General features: G+C 68.6%; 16 protein-coding genes and 3 pseudogenes. 7 read left to right on the top strand and 12 right to left on the bottom strand.

Annotated elements, in window-relative coordinates; genetic code table 11:
* Positions 1–3 precede the first annotated feature (3 nt).
* Entirely contained in the window at positions 4–3,612 is a 3,609-nt protein-coding gene (locus tag QSK31_RS22695) for a S8 family peptidase (RefSeq protein WP_285686295.1), read from the bottom strand.
* 87 nt (positions 3,613–3,699) lie between these two features.
* On the bottom strand, positions 3,700–4,296 hold the full coding sequence (locus tag QSK31_RS22690) for an RICIN domain-containing protein (protein WP_285686294.1): 597 nt from the start codon (positions 4,294–4,296) through the stop codon (positions 3,700–3,702).
* 167 nt (positions 4,297–4,463) lie between these two features.
* Here QSK31_RS22690 and QSK31_RS22685 point away from each other — a divergent pair, with 167 nt between their 5' ends.
* Positions 4,464–4,712, top strand: a complete 249-nt coding sequence (locus QSK31_RS22685; RefSeq protein WP_285686293.1) for an IclR family transcriptional regulator domain-containing protein — start codon at positions 4,464–4,466, stop codon at positions 4,710–4,712.
* Positions 4,713–4,716: 4 nt separating this feature from the next.
* Here the strand turns inward: QSK31_RS22685 and QSK31_RS22680 are convergent, their stop codons facing one another.
* Positions 4,717–5,418, bottom strand: coding sequence for an SDR family NAD(P)-dependent oxidoreductase (locus QSK31_RS22680; RefSeq protein WP_285686292.1), 702 nt, complete (start codon positions 5,416–5,418; stop codon positions 4,717–4,719).
* Between the two features lie 254 nt (positions 5,419–5,672).
* On the opposite strand from QSK31_RS22680, the gene QSK31_RS22675 reads away from it, so the two are divergent.
* From QSK31_RS22675 to QSK31_RS49245, 3 genes and pseudogenes are all read left to right on the top strand, one after another.
* A complete protein-coding gene (locus QSK31_RS22675) occupies positions 5,673–6,185 on the top strand; it encodes a helix-turn-helix domain-containing protein (RefSeq protein ID WP_285686291.1) in 513 nt (170 codons plus the stop codon).
* A gap of 321 nt (positions 6,186–6,506) precedes the next feature.
* The gene (locus QSK31_RS22670) at positions 6,507–6,680 is read left to right on the top strand and encodes a DUF3311 domain-containing protein (RefSeq protein ID WP_502872997.1); all 174 of its coding nucleotides are present in this window, start codon (positions 6,507–6,509) and stop codon (positions 6,678–6,680) included.
* A gap of 15 nt (positions 6,681–6,695) precedes the next feature.
* Positions 6,696–6,880 (top strand): annotated as a pseudogene (locus QSK31_RS49245) (sodium:solute symporter); the annotation flags it as partial.
* Positions 6,881–6,891: 11 nt separating this feature from the next.
* Here QSK31_RS49245 and QSK31_RS22665 read toward each other — a convergent pair.
* The 7 genes and pseudogenes from QSK31_RS22665 to QSK31_RS22635 form a co-directional block, all read right to left on the bottom strand.
* Positions 6,892–8,292 carry a caspase family protein gene (locus tag QSK31_RS22665; RefSeq protein WP_285686290.1) on the bottom strand — a complete coding sequence of 467 codons (1,401 nt, stop codon included), beginning with the start codon at positions 8,290–8,292 and terminating at the stop codon, positions 6,892–6,894.
* 7 nt (positions 8,293–8,299) lie between these two features.
* Positions 8,300–8,680 carry a hypothetical protein gene (locus QSK31_RS22660; RefSeq protein WP_285686289.1) on the bottom strand — a complete coding sequence of 127 codons (381 nt, stop codon included), beginning with the start codon at positions 8,678–8,680 and terminating at the stop codon, positions 8,300–8,302.
* A gap of 57 nt (positions 8,681–8,737) precedes the next feature.
* Positions 8,738–8,911, bottom strand: a pseudogene (locus QSK31_RS22655) (ricin-type beta-trefoil lectin domain protein); the annotation flags it as partial.
* Between the two features lie 134 nt (positions 8,912–9,045).
* Positions 9,046–9,636, bottom strand: a complete 591-nt coding sequence (locus QSK31_RS22650) for a thaumatin family protein (protein WP_285686288.1) — start codon at positions 9,634–9,636, stop codon at positions 9,046–9,048.
* 185 nt (positions 9,637–9,821) lie between these two features.
* Positions 9,822–10,631 carry a trimeric intracellular cation channel family protein gene (locus QSK31_RS22645; protein WP_285686287.1) on the bottom strand — a complete coding sequence of 270 codons (810 nt, stop codon included), beginning with the start codon at positions 10,629–10,631 and terminating at the stop codon, positions 9,822–9,824.
* Positions 10,632–10,768: 137 nt separating this feature from the next.
* Positions 10,769–10,963, bottom strand: coding sequence for a hypothetical protein (locus tag QSK31_RS22640; RefSeq protein WP_285686286.1), 195 nt, complete (start codon positions 10,961–10,963; stop codon positions 10,769–10,771).
* 186 nt (positions 10,964–11,149) lie between these two features.
* Positions 11,150–12,247 (bottom strand): sugar ABC transporter substrate-binding protein, encoded by a 1,098-nt coding sequence (locus tag QSK31_RS22635; RefSeq protein WP_502872996.1) that lies wholly within the window; start codon positions 12,245–12,247, stop codon positions 11,150–11,152.
* Between the two features lie 177 nt (positions 12,248–12,424).
* On the opposite strand from QSK31_RS22635, the gene QSK31_RS22630 reads away from it, so the two are divergent.
* On the top strand, positions 12,425–13,996 hold the full coding sequence (locus QSK31_RS22630; protein WP_285686284.1) for a serine/threonine protein kinase: 1,572 nt from the start codon (positions 12,425–12,427) through the stop codon (positions 13,994–13,996).
* Positions 13,997–14,108: 112 nt separating this feature from the next.
* Positions 14,109–14,426 (top strand): annotated as a pseudogene (locus tag QSK31_RS48855) (helix-turn-helix domain-containing protein); the annotation flags it as partial.
* An 87-nt stretch (positions 14,427–14,513) separates the two neighbouring features.
* Here QSK31_RS48855 and QSK31_RS22625 read toward each other — a convergent pair.
* The gene (locus tag QSK31_RS22625) at positions 14,514–15,503 is read right to left on the bottom strand and encodes an SGNH/GDSL hydrolase family protein (RefSeq protein ID WP_285686283.1); all 990 of its coding nucleotides are present in this window, start codon (positions 15,501–15,503) and stop codon (positions 14,514–14,516) included.
* 278 nt (positions 15,504–15,781) lie between these two features.
* On the opposite strand from QSK31_RS22625, the gene QSK31_RS22620 reads away from it, so the two are divergent.
* Positions 15,782–16,555 (top strand): SGNH/GDSL hydrolase family protein, encoded by a 774-nt coding sequence (locus QSK31_RS22620; protein WP_285686282.1) that lies wholly within the window; start codon positions 15,782–15,784, stop codon positions 16,553–16,555.
* An 80-nt stretch (positions 16,556–16,635) separates the two neighbouring features.
* Here QSK31_RS22620 and QSK31_RS22615 read toward each other — a convergent pair whose 3' ends face one another.
* Complete coding sequence (locus QSK31_RS22615; RefSeq protein WP_285686281.1) at positions 16,636–18,048, bottom strand: NAD(P)/FAD-dependent oxidoreductase; 1,413 nt, start codon at positions 18,046–18,048, stop codon at positions 16,636–16,638.
* Positions 18,049–18,085 lie beyond the last annotated feature (37 nt).

Here is an 18,085-nt window from a genome sequence, read left to right as displayed (position 1 = left end):
GACTCACCGCAGGCCGAAACCTCGCGTGATGCGCTGTTCGACGGTGTTGCCCCGGGTGTCACGAGCGCAGGTGCGCAGCGTGACGAACTGGGCCGCGCGCGGGGCGGAGATCCGGGTGCTCCAGCCCTTCACTCGCGGGCGCACGTCGGCTCGGTGCCAGGTGGCGCCGTCGTCGTACGAGACGTCGAGCGTGATGCTCCGTACGATTCCTGGGTTGGTCGCCGTGCTCAGGGTGGATGCGGCGATCGTCAGGTCGAAGGTTCGTTTCGCCCGGCCGTCCCGGTCGGTGTCCACGTCGTAGTCCAGCTGGATCAGCGGCGGGGAGTCAACCGTGCCGGGCTTCACGGCACCGGAGGTGAACGACCACTCGGTGCGCGTGCTGGTCGAGTAGGGCCCGGCCCACGCGTCCCGGTTGTTCTCCGACACCAGGCGGTAGGTGAGCGGCTCGGCCGGCAGCGGGCCGGCGGCCAGCAGCGTGTTCGACCGGTCGGCGGAACCCACCACCGTGTCGCCCTGGTAGAGGGCCAGCCGGTTGTCGACGTCCGGGTTGTCATCGGTGTTGCCCGCGTGCGCGGTGCCCGAGTCGCCCCAGCCCGGAACGGCGGCGAAGAACCAGCCGTCGTCCTGGCGGAAGACGTTGAGGCCGTCCGGGTTGTCCACCAGGCGGGGCCGTTGCACCGGGCCGAACCACCGTTGCGGGTGGACCGAACCGGCCCGGTACGCGGTCGGAGCGGTGCGCTGGGCCTGCTCCCCCGGGATCATCACGTTCGAGATCCACTTCTTCCCGGCCGTCACCCAGTCCGTGCGTACGCCGCGGGCCGGAGCCTCGGCGTAGTCCAGGTACGTCGTCAACCCGAGCGTGTCGATCTCGTACCGCTGATCGAGCGCGCGCCCCGTACGCCAGTTGTCGAACGACATGTCGACCCGGGCGAGTTTCTCCGGCGTGGCCCGGTAGGACAGGTCTTGCGGCACCCGGCCGACGTAGTCGTGGACCAGGTCGTAGGCGTACTCGGTGACGGGGTGAGAGGTGACGTCCAGCCGTACGCGGCGCTCGCGCTCGATGCGAGCGATCAGGTCCTCGCCCTCGTCGTGGGTGAGGGTGGCGACGGTGACCGGTGGCGGGTCGGACGGCATCCAGACCGAGCCCGGCCAGGGCTCGAGGCGCCCGACACCGTCGTTGACGACCAGGAGCAGCCGGGCTCCCGCCGACGCCGCGGCGGCCGCCTGGTCCTGGATCGAGGTAGGGCCGCCGACCCGGACGACCAGGGCCTTGCCGCGTACGACGCCACCCAGAACCGCGTCGAGGTTGCGCACGCCGGCCGGTATCGGCGTTGTGCCCTGCTGCACGCGCAGGTCGTCGTAGCCGGCGACGGTCAACGCCGGCTGGGCGAGCCGCCAGCGGGCCGACGCGGTCAACGTGCCGTCCGGGACCTTGCCCGTCGGCAGCACCCAGACGCTGTCGTACTGCGGTCCCGGATACCACGCGTCCATCCACGGGTTGCCGGTGATGTCGCGGATCAGCGTGAACCGAGACGCGATCACCGTCGACGGCTGCGGGGTGGTAGCGGTCAACCGGCGGGCCTTGGCCACGTCGAAGACCACTGTGCGGTCGCCGTTCAGCTGGATGCCGGTCACCGGGAGGATGGCCAGACCCTGCGACCTCGGCCCGTGGGTCCCCTCGACGTCGGCGGTCAGATAAGCGGTGTACGTGCCCTCGGGCAGCCGCAGGTCGAGCGCACCCGTCTCGTCGATCATCTGAATGACCGTCCGGTCACGGCTCAACACGACGACCGCGCCGGTGAGCGGCTGGCCATTCCGGTCGCGGGTACGCAGCGCGAGCTGACGGCGTACGCCTTCCCGTCCACCGCCGACCGAGGTACGCAACCCGCCCGTCGCGGTCACGTAGCCGGCGAAGGCCTGGTCGCCCGGCACCCGGTCGAACGATGTCGTCGCGGTCACCGTGGCGGTGCCATGGGCCGGGACTGTGATCCGCTGCGCCGACAGGGTGATCAGGTCGAGGGAGGAGTCCAGGTCGAGCGTGACCGGAGCCGCGCCGATGTTGGTGTAGGTGATGTCCCGGCCGACCGGCCCCGTAGGCGCGGTGGGATAGGGCGGATAGCCGAAGTTGACCGAGCCCGTCGCGAAGACCGTGGCGCTCGCCGTCGACGCCACGTCGAGCCGGCCGGTCCCACCCTGGTAGGCGTTCGTGCCCGGAGTGGCCTTGGTGGTGCTGACCAGGGCGTCCTTGAGCTGCTGGCCGCTGAGCCCGGGATGCGCGGCGGCGACCAGCGCCGCGGCGCCGGAGACGTGCGGCGTCGCCATCGACGTGCCGCTCAGCGACAGGTATGGCCCCTCGCCGAGGGCGCTGAGGCGAGAACGGGCGGCAAGGATGTCCACGCCGGGTGCGGTCAGGTCGGGCTTGACCGAGCGGTTGCCGAGCCGCGGACCCTGACTCGAGAAGGAAGCGAGCGCATCGTGGCTGTCCACGGCACCGACGGTGAGCGCCGTGTCGGCCGCGCCCGGCGCGCCCACGGTGAACGTGCTAGGGCCCGCGTTGCCGGCGGCGATGACGAACAGCGCGCCGGTCTCCTCGCTGAGCTGGTTCACGGCCACACTCATCGGGTCCGTACCGTCGGTCGCGTCGCCGCCGAGGCTGAGGTTGATGACGCGGGCGTGCTGGTCGCGGGCCGCCCACTCCATGCCGCTGATGATCCACGAATACTGGCCGAAGCCTTCGTCGTCGAGCACCTTGCCGACGTGCAGGCGTGCGCCCGGCGCGACCCCGCGCTCCCGGCCACCCGACGCAGCGCCATTGCCGACGATCGTGGACGCCACATGCGTGCCGTGGCCCAGGCCGTCCTCAACCGACTCACCGGGCACGAAGGACGTTGTCGCGGACACCGGCCCGATCAGGTCCGGGTGGGAAGTGTCGATACCGGTGTCCAGAACGGCCACGTCGACACCGGCGCCGACGTTGCCCTTCTGCCAAACCTCGGGGGCGCCGATCTGCGCGGTGCTCTCGGCCAGGTCGGCCCTCGCCTTGTCATCGAGCCAGATCTTCTTCACCGCGCGGGCTGATCGGGCGCCGATCGCGGAGGCCAGGAACCGGCCGGAACGGTCCGCGGTCATGGCGGCGCCGCCGATGCTCGTCAACGGCCGGACGTCGGTGGCCCCGGTCAGTGCGGCACGAGCGGTGGCTGCCGGGTCGTTGTAGGTGACGATCAGCGGTACGCCGGAGCTGTGCGCATCGTCGTAACCGTCGGCCACCAGCTCGGTGACGTTGAACAGGTCCTCGTCGAGTCGGCCGGTAGCCAGATACGGGAAAGCGTCGTGCGGGTAGACGTACGTGTCGCCGTCCTTGACGTTCGTCACGTGCCCGGCGAGATCGCCCTTCGGGTCACGCACCTGGACGCCACCGTCGGGGGCGACCGTCACCTTGTCACCGGTGATCAAGGTGACCGTGTTCACCGGCCGGGACGGTGGCGCGGACATGGCCGCTCGGGCGGCCGCTGGAACGATCGCGACCGAGCTGATGGTCAACGCGACCAGCCCGAATCCACGCAGGCGAAGCAGTGACAACGGAACCTCGCGGTTGATCATGGGATCGAACACGCTAACTATGAAGACCTTCTGTTACATAATGATCACGTACGCCGGATTCACGAGCAGTGCGGTCGGTCAGGCTGGGCCGGCTCGAGGTCAAGCGAAGTGCCACTTCTGGTTGGCCGTGCCGGCGCAGTCCCAGATTTGCAGTGCCGCGCCGTTGTGCGGATTCCAGTCCCGGATGTCCAGGCACTTGTTCGATTGTGGGTTGACCAGGTCGCCGGCGCCGGTCAGCTTCCACTGCTGGGCGGGACCGTTGTTGCACCCGACGATCTGTACCGGTGTTCCGTTCTCCCCTGAACCCCCGGCCACGTCCATGCACTCGAAGTCCAAGGTTTCCAGCTTGTACGTACCCTGATCACTGTCGATCACGTAATGCCAGTCCTGAGCCCAGGTGTGGTCGCAGCCCCACATCTGCAGATGTACGCCGTCGTTGAAGTCGGCGTTGGGCACGTCGACGCACCGGCCCTGCCAGTCGCTGACGAGATTGCGGAACGGCCATGGCTGCACCGGACCGGGGCCGGGGCTCCACTGAGCGAGATCGTTCGTGGCGGCGCTGGCCCGGCCGGCACCGGTGAGGCCGTCGCTGGAGACGATCACCAGCGAGCCCACGGCGACGAGGAGGACCGCCGCGGTGGTGAGCAGGGTTGCCAATGGACGACGCAGAGCGCCGGGAATACGGATGCGCGTCATGTGCCCATTGTGGAAAGACCTCAGATCCGGGTCCATGTCCTCGATCAAGGGGGGTCGAGTCGTCCGGGTCCGCCGGGGCCGGCCGGGTGTGTTCTCGGACGCGGCTCAGTTCAATTGACCGCTCCGGCCGCGACGACCTGCCGATCGCCGCTCGTACCGGCGCGCCCATGCCATCAGACACCGCCGCCGGGATCGTCCTGGGACAGGTCCCCGGATCGCGGAACAGGCAGTTCGGCGCCGCCGTCGACAACGAGGACCTGTTCGAGGGGCTGACGTGCCACGCCGTACCGATCCGGCTGGCGGGCACACAGCCGGCGGCGCTACAGATCGCCACGTCGGCCGACCGCCCGGCGGAAAGAGCGGCAGCGCTGGTCCATCGCGCCGCAACGGAACTCGGGCGTCGTCTGAGCGCCTGACCCGTCACAGGCTCTGACCACCCGAGAGGTCGATGATGCTCCCGGTGGCCCACTGGAAGGAATCGGAGAGGATCGCGGGTACGGCCGCCGTGATGTCGTCGACCGTGGCGATCCGGCCCTGCGTGATGGTGTGTGCGGCCAGGTCCTTGACGTAGTCCGAGCGCATGATGCCACCGGCGAAGTCGGTCTCCACGGCGCCGCCCATGATGGCGTTCACCCGGATGGACCGGGCGGCCAGTTCCTTGGCCTGATAGCGGGTCAGCACCTCGATGGCGCCCTTCACCGCCGCATAGGCCGACATCCCCGGCACGACGCCCCGGGTCACCGCGGTGGTCACGTTGAGGATCCGGCCGCCGTCGCTGATGAGCGGGAGCAGACTCTGGGTCAGGAAGTACGGGCCCTTGAGGTTCACACCGACCAGGTCGTCGAACTGGTCGATCGTCGTCTCGGGGTATGGCGCGTAGACACCGATCCCGGCGTTGTTGATCAGATAGTCGATGCGCGCGCCGGCGAGCCGCGTACGCAGGTCGGCGACGAAGCCGGGGAAGGTGCCGGTCCGCCGGACGTCGAGCGCGAGGAAACCGGGCTGGTCACCGGCACGGCTGGTGCCGATCACCTGAACGCCCGCCTCGGCCAGGTGACGCGCCATGCCTTCACCCAGCCCACGGCCGGCGCCAGTGATCAGTGCGATCTTCGGTTCAGTCATGCGGGAAGGGTGCCGGTGATTTCCGTCCGCTCACGAGATTGTCCGCTGAACGGACAACCGGGTCGGCACCTTCACGGCACCTTCACGAGCGCGTGAAGGTGCGTAGGCAAGTGTTCTCGCCAGACTGAGCTCGCGGGAGCCGCGGTCGGAGTCGGCCGGACGAGTGGACACGAATGGCTGTGCAGACAATCGACAGGAAACGCACCCGGTCCAGGAGCCCTCAGGCGATCAGGGTCGAGGTGCACGCCCGGGACGTGATCGCCGCGGAGGGCGTGCGGCGCATGTTCGACGGCAACGACGGCGTCCTCCTCCAGAAGCCCGCCGCGGTCCACGTCGTCGCCGTCGCCACGTTGACTGACCAGACCCACGATGACCTGGCCGCCTGCGCCGGCGTACCCATCGTGCTCGTCGTCGACGACCTCACCGACCAGGAGTACAAGCAGGTCTGTGACCGCGGGGTCGCCGCGGTCGTCCCCACCGCCGAGGTGACCAAGGAATTGCTGGGCGCCGCCGTGACCGGTGCCGCCCGTCACCCGAGGTCGCCGATTCGGTACGAGGGCACGAGAGTCGTGCTGCCGCGGCTCGACGCGCGAGAGATCCGGCTGCTCACGCTGTTCTCGAACGGCATGAACACCCACGAGGTGGCCGTCGCGCTCCATCTTTCCGAGCGCATGGTGAAGCGCATTCTCGCCAGAGTCATTGACCGCCATCAACTTCGCAATCGCAGTCACGCCGTCGCCTACGCTTTGCGGTACGGCTGTATCTGAGCGCGCCTTCGGACTCGCAGCGACACCCTCATCGGACTCGCGCCGGTGGGCCAGATGGACAGGTCCGAGTCATTTCCGGGCCGTTGAATCAGTCCGTCGCCATCTTCGGTCCGGCCGTGAACGGTTTCCGGCCGCGGCTGGATCCTTGCGCCTGAATCTCGAAGCCCGCCTGAACCGACACGTGGGCCGGCAGTCCGGGTCCGCCGCTGATTGGCGATGCCATCACGCGGGTGGCATCGAACCGTAACAGCTCAAAGGAATCGCATACCTACGTATCAACCACCCGTACCACGATCGGATCGCAGCCCGTGGAACTGGCTGTTGCTGATCCCGGCCGTGGTGCCGCTGATCAACCCGCTTTACAACATCGTCTCACCCCGGCTGTGGGGATTCCCGGCCTTCTACTGGATCCAGTTCCTGCTCATCCTGCTCAGCGTGGCCACCACGACGGTGGTCTACCGGATGACCACGAAGAGGCGGTCGGCCGGTGAGTGAGCACATCACCCAGACGACCTGCAGCTGATCGGTGGCGTGATCATCCTGCAGACCGCCCGTCGGTGGTGCTGGGCTTGTTCACCCGGTGGTTCCACCGCGGTGGGCTGATCGCCGGCTGGGTGGCCGGGATGGGCCTTTCGCACCTGAGGCGTGTGCCGTACCTCGGAGGACGTCCACCGCCGGAGCGTTTGGCGGTGGACGTCCTGCGTTCTCACGGTTTGGCCGTCTGCGTTTCCTCTTCGCCGTCCGTGTGACCGATGATCAGCCGTTCCGCGTTCACCGAGAACGTGGTTCCGTTGGCGGCGGTCGCCAGGAAGTCGTCCGTTCGGACCTCGACATCGGTCAGGAAGAGAGCCGTCCGGCCCTCGACCCACTCGTCAGGGTCGGTGCTCGCGTGGTAGGCGAAGCGGTTCTTGGTGTCGCGACAGATGTAGACGTCTGACTGCGCGGTCCGCAGGTGCAGGGCCATGACCAGCGAACCGGTGTATCCGGCCTGCTCGGCGGCCTTGACCGTCTCCGGGCGGCACGACGGTTCATATTGTGGCGCGGGCTCGCCGCTGATCGTCGCCGGGTTCGTCACCGCGTTACCGGCCTCGGGGCGGCCGGAGACGACCAGCGGAACGGCGACGGCCGTCGCCGCGACCGCGGCCACCACGATGCCGATCAGCACCTTGGACCGTCGTCGGCCTGACAAAGGCCGTCCCGCACCCGAATCCGGGCTCGGTCGGGACGGAGTCTCGGCCCGCGCCGCGATGGGCGTGACCCGGACGGTGGCGGTGGCCCGGATCCGTGCCGGCGGCGGCGGGATAGAAGCCGCCGGCTTCTGTTTCTGCCATCCCGCGGCCGGCCGGCGGGCGATGGTGAGGGTGCCCTCGCCTGATTGCATCTTGCGAGGTCGCTGCGGCGAAGGACCGCTGACGATCCGGTCGTACACGTAGTCGTACAGCTCATCCACGGTGATCGTGCCGTTGTTGCTCACGTCCGCGGCGCCGGTGGCGATGCCTCGGACGATCTCCGCGGTGAAATAGGACGGTCGAGCGGCGGCGGTCGTCAGTTCGTCGGCCGCCTCCAGGCTGAACTCGGTCTCTCCGGATGCCGTGAGTACCGCCACGCCATTGCCCTCGGGCAGGTCTTGGATCAGCGCGTCGACGTGGACGACGCTTGTTCCCTTCGCCTGCATGCCGCGCAGGAAGGCGCCGCTGAAGCAGCAGTCGATCAGTACCGCGGTGGAACGGGAGCGGCTGCCCTGAATCCGGTCGCGAACCCAGCGGGCCGACAGCCCGGTCGCGCCGAGGAACTCCTGTTCCGTGTCGGAGAAGACGAAGTAGAGGTCACCCTGCGGGTTCTGCACACCGTGGCAGGAGAAGTACAGGATGTTCATGTCCGTCGGGCGCGCGGCCCGGAAGAACCGTTCGATCGCCAGCTCGGCTTCCTGCGAGGTGCAGTTGACGATGGTCTGCACCTCGTACTCGGGCTCGGTGCCGTGTGCGAGCACGTCACCCAGCGCATCGACGTCGTGCTTCGGTGAACGCAGCGGCGGGAAGACCGGATCGGTGAACGTGTCACAGGCGAGAAGGAGCGCGCGCCGGCGCCGTGACGTGCTGGTGGACATGCCGGCGTCAGGTCCCGGCCGGCGGTGTCACACCGTTCTGCGCCAGGTAGGCGGCGACGATCGCGTCGCGCTGGGCCGCCGTCACCACGCCCTTGATCTTGTTTCCGGCGATCTCCACCTCGATCTCCTGAGGCTGGCGGCGCAGCCAGGACGCGACGACTTCGATGACGGCTTTCACCAGCGGTGGTGCGACCGTCACCAGAAGGGTGCCGAACGCGATCGCATCACCGGCCTTGGCTCCGGCCGGCGCCGGGCCGTCGCTCGCCGGCCGGACGTCGTCGACGTCCAGTTCGAGGAGCAGGTCCTGAAGGTTGCGGGAGGCCGCCGCCAGCTCCTCATCGTTGAGATCGAGGCCACGGACGTTCAGGCGCATGGGATTGAGGTCCACGAGATTCCTCCTGTGTCTGCCAAGCACCTACAGCAACGAGAATCCAGGAGGTTCGGTTCAGGCCCAGCGCCACTTTTGGTTGGCGGTGCCGGCGCACTGCCAGATCTGCACCGCCGCCCCGTCGGCCGGATTCCAGTCCCGGATGTCGAGGCACTTGTCCGCCTGCGGGTTCACCACGTCACCGGCGGGCGTGAGCACCCACTGCTGGGCCGGGCTCCCACTACATCGGGCGGCTGTACGCCTTCGGGCACTCACCCGTGATCGCGCGGCTGTAGTCGGTCTCCGCGTCCCGCGGTCCGGGTTGACGCAGTTCAGCGGCGTTCCCTGTGCGTCGCGAATCAGGTTGGCCTCCGGGCATGCGTCGATCATCGGTTCGCGCACCCGGCCTCCCCGCATTGCTGGGACCCGGACGCCGGCGCCGGAATGCCGTCGGGAGTGATCGTGATCGGCAGGGACACCGCGTTGACGTAGCTGACGTTGTACCAGGGCGAGCCCCACTGGTCGGCCGGGTCGAAGTTGAACTCGGCGAGGCTGGCCGGCCGCTCGGAGTTGATCGTGCAGTGGTCGGGGGCGTCGCCGCAGTCGCCGACCGCGCAGTGGAAGGTGCTGCCCGGCTCGCCGGTGCACTGCTGCCGGGCGAAGAACCTGCCGCGCCAGTGCCCCGGCTCGCCCGACTCCGGAATCGTGATCGTCGCCCGTTGCCCGGGATCGAGGATCGGCAGGCTGCCGAAGTTCTGCGAGCCGTCGGCGTTCACCGTGCTGCCGATCCAGATCTTCTCGCCGCTGTCGTTGACGAATGTGACCGTGTGGTCGCCGGCCGCGTGCGCCTGGCTCCCACCGGAAAACGCGTCCCCGACGATCGCGACGAGTGCTCCGGCGACGAGCACGAGCATCGCGCCGATGACGAGCAGCCATCGCCGAGGACGGCCTGGAGACGCGATCAGATGGGTGCGCATCACGTCATCGTCACCGCTGCCCCGGGCACAGGGCCACGTCTCCAAAACGATGTCAGCCGCACGTTGCCCGGGCATCCATGCCTCAGGGGCGACGGGCTATCACCGATGTTCCGAAGACGGTGGGTTCGAATCCGGCCGCAGCCAGTTTGATATGAGCCGGATGAACCACGCTCCGGCCCGTCCCATCACGATGGACCTCGGTACCGCTGGCCGGGACCGTAGGTCCTCACTGGCGCATCGGCCCGCACGGATCGATAGATTCCCCTCCCCACCGGTGCGGCGTTGATCGAGAGGCGGCCGGCGGCCGGCAGCAGCCAGGCCCGGGGCAGTTCCATCGTGGCCGGTTCCGGCGGCAGGACCGGTTCCGGCGGCAGGACGGGCGCCGGCGGCGTGACCGGCGCCGGCCGGGGCCGCCACAGCCGCCAGCCCCGTCGCAGGGCGACGACCCGGATCGTCGACCCGACGGCCACGACGGCCAGCGTGGTGACGACGGGAGGCGCCGGGACATCGCGCAGCAGCCAAGCGAGAACGCAGATCAGTAGCGTGGGCACGATGGCGAAGTCGGTATGGAGGAGTTGCGCGGCCCGGCCGGTGAGCAGGTCGCAGAGGACGCCACCCCCGACCGCGGTGAGCGCGCCGCACAGCATCATCCCGCCCAGGCCGAGCCCCTGCTCGGCCGCCCGGTTCGCCCCGAACAGGGCGAAGGCGGCGAGTCCCACGGCATCCAGCGGGACGAGGAACCGATCGACCCGGTCATGATGCCGAGCCAGAGTGACGGCGGTGGCCGCCGCGATGCCCAGCACGGCGACATAGCGATAGTCGACCAGGTAGATCGGGGTTCCGTTGAGCACGAGCTCTCGGACGGTCCCGCCACCCATGGCGACCAGGCCGGCGCAGACGAAGACTCCGAACACGTTCATGTGGACCTGCAAGGCACGGAAGGCGCCGTAACCGCCGAATGCGAAAACGCCGACCAGATCGAGAAGGAAGGACATGAGACTCGGTTCCATTTCTCGTAGATCTTCCCGTGCCGCTGAGGACATCGACAGTTCCCCATGCGGGGGACGCATCCATCTCATGCCCCCGGACTCAGACCTGACGTGGGAGGCGATGATCTGGTTCACGGTGTGAGTCAGGTCATGTCCGAACCGGGAGCGGCCCGGCCCGGGAACCATCCGAGGAGAGACTGATCAGAAGCTGTCGTCCGGCCGGCCACATAGGCCTTGGCCGGCAGATCCGTCCCGGCGAGGAACGCGACGGCGGCGGCGCCGGTCTCGTCCAGCTTGTCGTCGAGGACGGTGTGCCCGGCGCCGTCGATGGTCTGCATGACCGCTCTCGGGAAGGTGTCCCGGTCAAGGAGACGGAGCGCATCACGCAGCCAGTGACATCGGGTCACCGCGCACAGGCCCGCAGCCATCCCCGACAGGCGATCGCCTTGGACCGCGGCGTGCGGCTGGGGCCGTCGTCAAGATCGATCGTGACGGGCACGATCGATGACTTGACTGTCGCCCACTCAGATCCCGGCCTGCCTGCAGAGTCTGACGTACTTGGCGGAGCAGACCTCGGCACGGTCGGCGAATCCAACGTCGAAGACATGCTTGATGTTCGCTCGGGTGATGGCGGTCGGCTCCAGTTTCACGAAGGGCACGAAGGCGCCGGACTCGGGGTCCTTCAGCAGCTCCTTGACAACGGGCCTCTCGCCCCGATGAAGCGCGACGGCCAGAGCGGCCGCCTGCTCCGCCTCCGGCTTGATGTCCTTGAAGACCGTCATGCACTGATCGCCGGTCAGGATGTTCTGCAGACCGCTGACGGTGGCGTCCTGGCCGGTGACCGGAACGCTGCCGTTCAGGCCCTGCGACTTGAGCACCCCGATCGTGGCGTCGGCCAGGCCGTCGTTGGCTGCCAACACTCCCCTGATCAGCGGCTGCTGGGTCAGCATCTGGTCGAAGACCGCCGTGGCCTCTCCCTCGTTCCAGTCCTTGACCCACTGGTCCGGGCCCTTGGTGTACTCCGCGCGGTCGTAGAGAGGCTGGAGAATGCTCTCGTAGCCGTCCTTGAACAGGGTGGCGTTGTTGTCGGTGGGCGACCCGTTCAGCGTCGCGACGACCGGGTTGCGATACTGCTTGGCATTGAGGCACTTCTTGAGACCAACAGCCTGTAGCCGGCCGACGGCCTCGTTGTCGAACGACACGTGATAGTCGGCGCCGCCGTTCAGCGTCAGCCGGTCGTAATCGATCGTCCTCACCCCGGCGGCCTTGGCCTTGTCCAGCACGGCCTTTCCGGTCGGCGAATCCTGGCTGACGATGATGAGGACGCTGGCACCACCGGCAATCATGTCGTCCGCGATCCGCTCGAACTGAGCCCGGTCACCCTCGGCGTTCCGGATGTCCGACGGTACCCCGGCTGCGGCGAAGGCCTCCTTGAGATAGGGGGTGTCCTGGCTCGCCCATCGCTGCGACGAGGTGGTGTCCGGCATGATGACGCCGATCTTGACCCGAGCCGCCGACTCGGTCCGGCCGACCGGATCGGCATCGTTGTCGTCCGAGCACCCGCCAAGGCCTGCGATGGCCAGGATCCCGTTCATTGCGAGCGACCCGATTGTGTTACCCATAAGCAACTTATAGTGATCGACTCAGGTCCTGAGGTAGGTCCCCTTTGCGGGACATGGCCGCCGAGGATGATCACCTAGTGTGATCCCCGTCTCATCTGCGCTCCGGATCGAGCCGTTCGCCGCGGTACTCGTCTATGGGCGGGAACTGTTCTGCTCGCACCGAGGTCGGAGGAAACCTTGTCCACGGCACCCTTCACCCTCGCCGGCCGCTTTGCACTGGAGCGGGTCCTGGGCGAGGGCGGCATGGGCCGGGTCTGGCTGGCCCGCGATCTCCTCCTCGATCGCGAGGTCGCCGTCAAGGAGACGCTGCCACCGTCCGGGCTGAACGCTCACGAGCGGGATCGGCTGCGGGAACGGGTGCTGCGGGAGGCTCGCGCGATCGCCCGGATCGACCACCCCAACGTGATCCGGGTCATCGACGTGCTCCACGAACGGGACAAGCCGTGGATCGTGATGGAGCTGATCCCGTCACGGTCGCTGTTCGACGTCGTCGACGAGGACGGTCCGATGACTCCGGAGCAGGGGGCCGAGGTCGGGCTGGCCGTCCTCGGTGCGCTCCGGGCCGCGCATGCGGCCGGGCTGCTGCACCGTGACGTGAAGCCGGCGAACATTCTGCTGGGCTTCGACGGCCGGGTGGTCCTCACCGACTTCGGGTTGGCGCTGCTGTCCGGCGACAGTTCGATGACGGCGACCGGCGTGGTGCTCGGGTCACCGTCCTACCTGGCGCCGGAGCGCGCCCTGGACCAGCCGGTCGGGCCGGCCGCCGACCTCTGGTCGCTCGGCGCGACGCTGTACACGGCGGTCGAGGGCCGACCGCCGTACGCGAAGTCGTCTCCGGTCGCGACCCTGGCCGCGCTGGCCGCCGGCGAGCCGCACCGGCCGCCGGTCCGGGCCGGGGCCTTGGGCGTGGTGCTGGGCGCGCTGTTGGAGAGGGACCCGGCTCGGCGGCCCGACGCGGAGACGGCCGACCGGATGTTGCGAAAGGTGCTGACCGCCGATCCAGGGATGCCCACCCGGCCACTGCGGTCATCCCGGCGAACCAAGCAGCCCGTACTGATCGGCGCGCTGGCGGTCGCTCTTCTCGTCGCCGCCACGGCGGGGTTTCTCCTGCTCCGGGAAAGGTGGGAACCCATGGCGGAAGCATCCACCATGGAGAATCAGTCCGAGAACGGCACGATCCCGGCGGACGAATTGAAGCCCTCCCCGGACGCACCGCGGGAGAGCGTCTCCTCACCGCCGACGAAGCACCGCCCGGCGCGGCCGGCACCATCGAGGTCCGCCGCGCAGCCGAGCCGGACGGCCGGGCAACCGGCGAAGTCCGCGATCGACCCGCAGACCTGGTACCGATTGATCAATGAGGGCAGCGGAAAGTGTGTGGATGTCCGAGGCGGCGTCCCGGCCGACCGTACGCCCGTTCAGCTGGACTCCTGCGGCTCGGCCGCGAGCCAGCAGTTCCGCCTCGTCCCGACCGGGAGCGGCTACCTGAGGATCGCCAGCCGGCTCGACACCGACAAGAGTCTCGACGTCACCGACCAGCGGCCGGACGACACCGCGCCGATCCAGCTCTGGCCGTACAACGGCAGGCAGCAGTGGCGGGCCGTCCGGGAGAACGACGGCAATTACCACTTCGTCGGCAGGTTCAGCGGCAAATGCCTCGACGTTCCCGGTGGCGCCGCCGCCGACGAGGTTCAGCTCGATCAGTTCAGCTGCAACGGCACGGCCGCGCAGTCCTTCGGGCTCGCTCTGTAGGGCCCAGGGTGGCGGGAGGGTGATCCGTCCGGGCAAGCGCGCGGTCCGTCGGCCTCTAGGGGACGGCTTGCGCTGGCGCCCGGAGCGCCTCGTTCCTAGCCTCACTCTTCTGATGGCTGACGAATCTCCGCTGAGCGGTGAACAATTCGAGCAGGTTACCGCCTACATGCAGGACCGGCTGGCGAAAAATGTAACGGTGGTGAAACTCGCTGCGATCGCGGGGGTCAGCAAGTTCCACTTCATTCGCCTCTTCTCGGCGACGACCGGTCTGACTCCGTACCAATACATGATCCGGCTACGACTGCGATCCGCCGCGCAATTATTGAGCACCACCGGCCGTCCGGTCACCGATATCGCCAAGATGTGCGGGTACGCCAGCGCCGGACAATTCGCCGCGGCATTCCGCCGGCAGTACGGTGCAAGTCCCACCGTCTTCCGCGCCCAGCGTCCCGACCAGCGCACACGGCCTGCTTCAAACGCGAGCGCACTCCGGACGAGGGGACCGTGCGCTCGCTTGTTACTCGGAAACGGTCCTGATGCGCCGCGGGCGCCACACGAGATAGCCAAGGGTGCCGACGACGACGAGCAGCAGCCCGGCGACCACGATGGTGCCGACGCCCGGGCCGGTGAGCGGCAGGCTGCCGCCCGAGCCGTCAGCGACCGGCGGGGGCGTGGTGCTGGACGGTGAAACCGACGGTGACGGAGAGGGGCTCGCGGCGCCGTCCCGCTCACCGATCCACTCGATGATGTCCTCGACCGATCCGGCCTGCTGGGTGAACGCCGCCAGGTATCCCTCGGTCTGCCCGGCCAGCGTCGGGTGCAGCGCCGTCTCGTCGGCGAGCCCCTCGACGCCGACCAGCCACGGCTGGGCCGTGCACTGGGCGTGCGGGGCGAAGATCTTGGCCACGTCGACGAAGGAGGCTTTCACCGCCGCCGCCTGGGCGGCCAGAATCTGGTTGAGGGCGGCGATCGCCTGGTTACCGGTGGTACGCAGGGCGAGCGGCAGAGGCATCGACGGGCACGACGCCACGTCGGCGAACGGCAGCGGGTATCCGGTGACGACCAACTTGGCCTTGGGGGCCTTGGCGCGGACCTGGGTCAGCAGTTCGGCGACACCGGTCGGGACCGTGGTCGCCAGCGCCTGCGGGATACGGGCCAGGGCAGCGGCGCACTGCGCGCTCTGCGGCGCGGGCGCGCAGACGCGCAGCGCGTCGGTAAGGCCGACGTCGTTCGCGCCGACGGTGACGCTGACCAGGTCGGTCTTCGCGTCGAGCGCGCCGAGCTGGGTGCGGGCGACGTCAGCCGAGGTCGCCGCACTGCACGCGGCGAGCGTCAGGTCGACCTTCTCCGATTTCGCCCACAGCCTCGGGAACGCGCCGGGGGTGACCCGGCACTCGGTGGATTCCGTTCCCGCACCGACTCCGGCGGCGTACGAGTCCCCAAGCGCGACGTAGTCGACGGTCACCTTGGGCGCCGCGGCCGTGGCGGCCGTGGCCGGAATGAGCACCGCACCTGCCGCCGCGAGAGCAAGGAGGATTCTGTTAAGCGATTGCATGATCACGGGGACCGAGTATCGAGATATGTCCTCGCGCCGTCAACGAATTCCCCCATAATTGCGGTCAGCGGTGGGCCGGCCGCCACCGGGATGAATATCGTCGCGCGAAAAGGGACGATGCGACAGCCCTCCGGCACGGATTTAGGATTCGCTTTCTCTGGCGTCGGCAGACGCCACTCAACGAGAGGGAGCCTGTGCGTAAAGCAGTCTCGACGGCCGCCATGATGATTATGGCGCTCATCCCCATGGCGGTGGTGTCCGCTCCAGCTCAGGCCGCCGCCACGAAGCGGTATGTGGCACTCGGCGATTCGTACGCCGCCGGCGTGGGCACCGACCCGTCCGACGCGAACGACCCTTGCCGGCGCAGCCCCCGCAGCTACCCGCGGACCTGGGCCGCCGCGCACGCCTCGACCTACACGCTGACCGATGTGACATGCAGCGGCGCGACGATCGCGGATGTGCGAGCCCGTCAGCTGTCGGCGCTGAACGACAGCACCGCCCTGGTCACCATCACCGTCGGCGGCAACGACGGCGGCTTCCGGTCAACCGTCACGAACTGCCTGACCGGCAGCGACGCCCTGTGCTCGGTCTCGACCCAGCTGGGTTCGTACTACGCGACCCATCAGCTGGTCGACGATCTGGTGGGCCTGTACGCCGAGGTCAAGCGGCGAGCACCGCACGCGGCGATCGTCGTCCTGGGCTACCCGCGACTCGTCGCCCTCTCCGGATCCTGCGGCGTCGACGTCAGTCTGGCCAAGCGGAAGGCGCTGAACTCCAATGCTGACGCGATGGCACAAGGCATCGGTACAGCAACCAGCCGGCAGGGAATCTACTTCGTCGACATGACGCCTGTCTTCAACGGACACGAGGCATGCGGCTCCTCGGCGTGGATCAATGGGGTCAACCCCGCGCGCCTGGACGACACCTTCCACCCGAACGCGGCCGGGCATAAGGCCTACTCCGACATCCTGACGATCGTGACCGACTGGCACGCGGCCGCCTGACAGACAGGCGGGGCAGGCTCGTCAGCGCCTCCGACCGTGACGAGCCTGCCCCGCTTTCACAGCGTTCCGCACCGACCGGGCTACCGTCCCTCGGGTTCGAGATCAAGGCTGAGTTTCGTCAGGTTCTCCACCGCGAGCTTGCCCAGCATGCGGGTGGTCGCCGCCGCCTCGGCCACCCTCGGCTCCGTCATGTGCGTCTCGGCGCCGGACGTCAGGTTGAGCCGGGTGCGCTGGACCCAGCTCTGGACGTCGTCCACCTGAGCCCACCGCGCAAGGGCGAGCATGCCGTCGCGGCGGATCGAGATCCAGTCGTTCGCCGTGACTGGGTATCGGCTCGGCGGTGCGAGCCTGTTCTGTTCCGCGGTGTCCTCGCGAGTGGCCTCGATGTAGCCCGTCAGCGCGGCGCTGAACGAGGGAAGCCCGGCCAGGAGAGGCTGAATCGTGACCCGGCCGTCCTCGAAGACGGGACGCACCGGTGGCACCGACAGCGCGGAGGCCGTGCAGTCGACGTACAGCGGACGACCGGTGGTCATGAGGTCACCGTCGTCGAAGACAATTCGATCGCGAACGATGCGCCGGACCCGGCGGCCCCGGATGACGCGGGTGATCCGCCGGAGCGCCTCGAGCTCGGACCGGCTGGCGGTGGCACCGCGGTACATGGTCGGCTCGACCGAGGAGTCGAGCCGGGAGAGGCTTCCGGCAGCCTCCAGACGTTCGAACAGGTCGCGAGCGGAGACGGCGGAGGCGGCCGCCTCGACGATCGCCGCGGTCGAGATGATGGTGTCGCCGGCCTTCACCCGGGGCTGAACGGTGTCCCGGGGCAGGAACCAGGCGTCGCGCGGCCGGATCCAGGTGATCGCGTCCGGATCGACGCCGTTGTCGAGCAGCCACAAGCACGCGTCCATGGACGTCTTGCCGCCGCCGAGGACGATGAAGCCGTCCGCCGCCTCGTCGACCCGGACCAGGTCGTTGACCGCGATGCAGCGGGCATCGTCGTCGACGTCGAAGGAACGCCGGTGCGTGGCCGGGATGGCACCTTCCAGGTAGCGGGCATCGACGACCTTCCGTCGCACCGTGATCTCGCGCACGGAGCCGGTCAGCCGCGACGTCACCGCGACCCTCCCCCGGTCCACTACCGCGTCCGACATCGGCAGGAAGGTCACCTGTCCGAAGAGGCGGAAGTGGTCCTCCATGACCGAGCGGTAGTAGGCGAGGATCTCGAGTCCTGAGGCGCGTTCGTACAGTCCCGCGTTGTAGCCGGTCTCGTCGATCCGGTTGTTGCCCAGTTCCCGCGAGTCGACCCCGTAGAAGGCCGACGGCTGGTGCAGCCGGACGAAGGGGTAGGCGTCGTTCCAGTGCCCTCCCGGGGCGTGCCGGCGTTCGACCATCATGACGGTACGGTCCGAATGGCCGATCAGCGTGTCGGTGAAGGCCATGCCCGCCGTCCCGGCGCCGATGACCAGGTAGTCGACCTCGGTCGTGCTGTCGCTCACCAATGACTCCTCAGTTCAGGACCTGGACGTGACGGCG

The sequence above is a fragment of the Actinoplanes sp. NBRC 103695 genome (genome assembly GCF_030269485.1).
GTDB lineage: Bacteria > Actinomycetota > Actinomycetes > Mycobacteriales > Micromonosporaceae > Actinoplanes.
This window is presented reverse-complemented; position numbering and strand designations above follow the sequence as displayed.

What these genes read in the sequence shown, in the direction of transcription:
- QSK31_RS22690 (WP_285686294.1), bottom strand. Translation starts at nt 4,296, where the DNA reads ATGACGCGCATCCGTATTCCCGGCGCTCTGCGTCGTCCATTGGCAACC.
- QSK31_RS22685 (WP_285686293.1), top strand. Translation starts at nt 4,464, where the DNA reads ATGCCATCAGACACCGCCGCCGGGATCGTCCTGGGACAGGTCCCCGGA.
- QSK31_RS22680 (WP_285686292.1), bottom strand. Translation starts at nt 5,418, where the DNA reads ATGACTGAACCGAAGATCGCACTGATCACTGGCGCCGGCCGTGGGCTG.
- QSK31_RS22665 (WP_285686290.1), bottom strand. Translation starts at nt 8,292, where the DNA reads ATGTCCACCAGCACGTCACGGCGCCGGCGCGCGCTCCTTCTCGCCTGT.
- QSK31_RS22650 (WP_285686288.1), bottom strand. Translation starts at nt 9,636, where the DNA reads ATGCGCACCCATCTGATCGCGTCTCCAGGCCGTCCTCGGCGATGGCTG.
- QSK31_RS22645 (WP_285686287.1), bottom strand. Translation starts at nt 10,631, where the DNA reads ATGTCCTTCCTTCTCGATCTGGTCGGCGTTTTCGCATTCGGCGGTTAC.
- QSK31_RS22640 (WP_285686286.1), bottom strand. Translation starts at nt 10,963, where the DNA reads ATGCAGACCATCGACGGCGCCGGGCACACCGTCCTCGACGACAAGCTG.
- QSK31_RS22635 (WP_502872996.1), bottom strand. Translation starts at nt 12,247, where the DNA reads ATGGGTAACACAATCGGGTCGCTCGCAATGAACGGGATCCTGGCCATC.
- QSK31_RS22620 (WP_285686282.1), top strand. Translation starts at nt 15,782, where the DNA reads ATGGCGCTCATCCCCATGGCGGTGGTGTCCGCTCCAGCTCAGGCCGCC.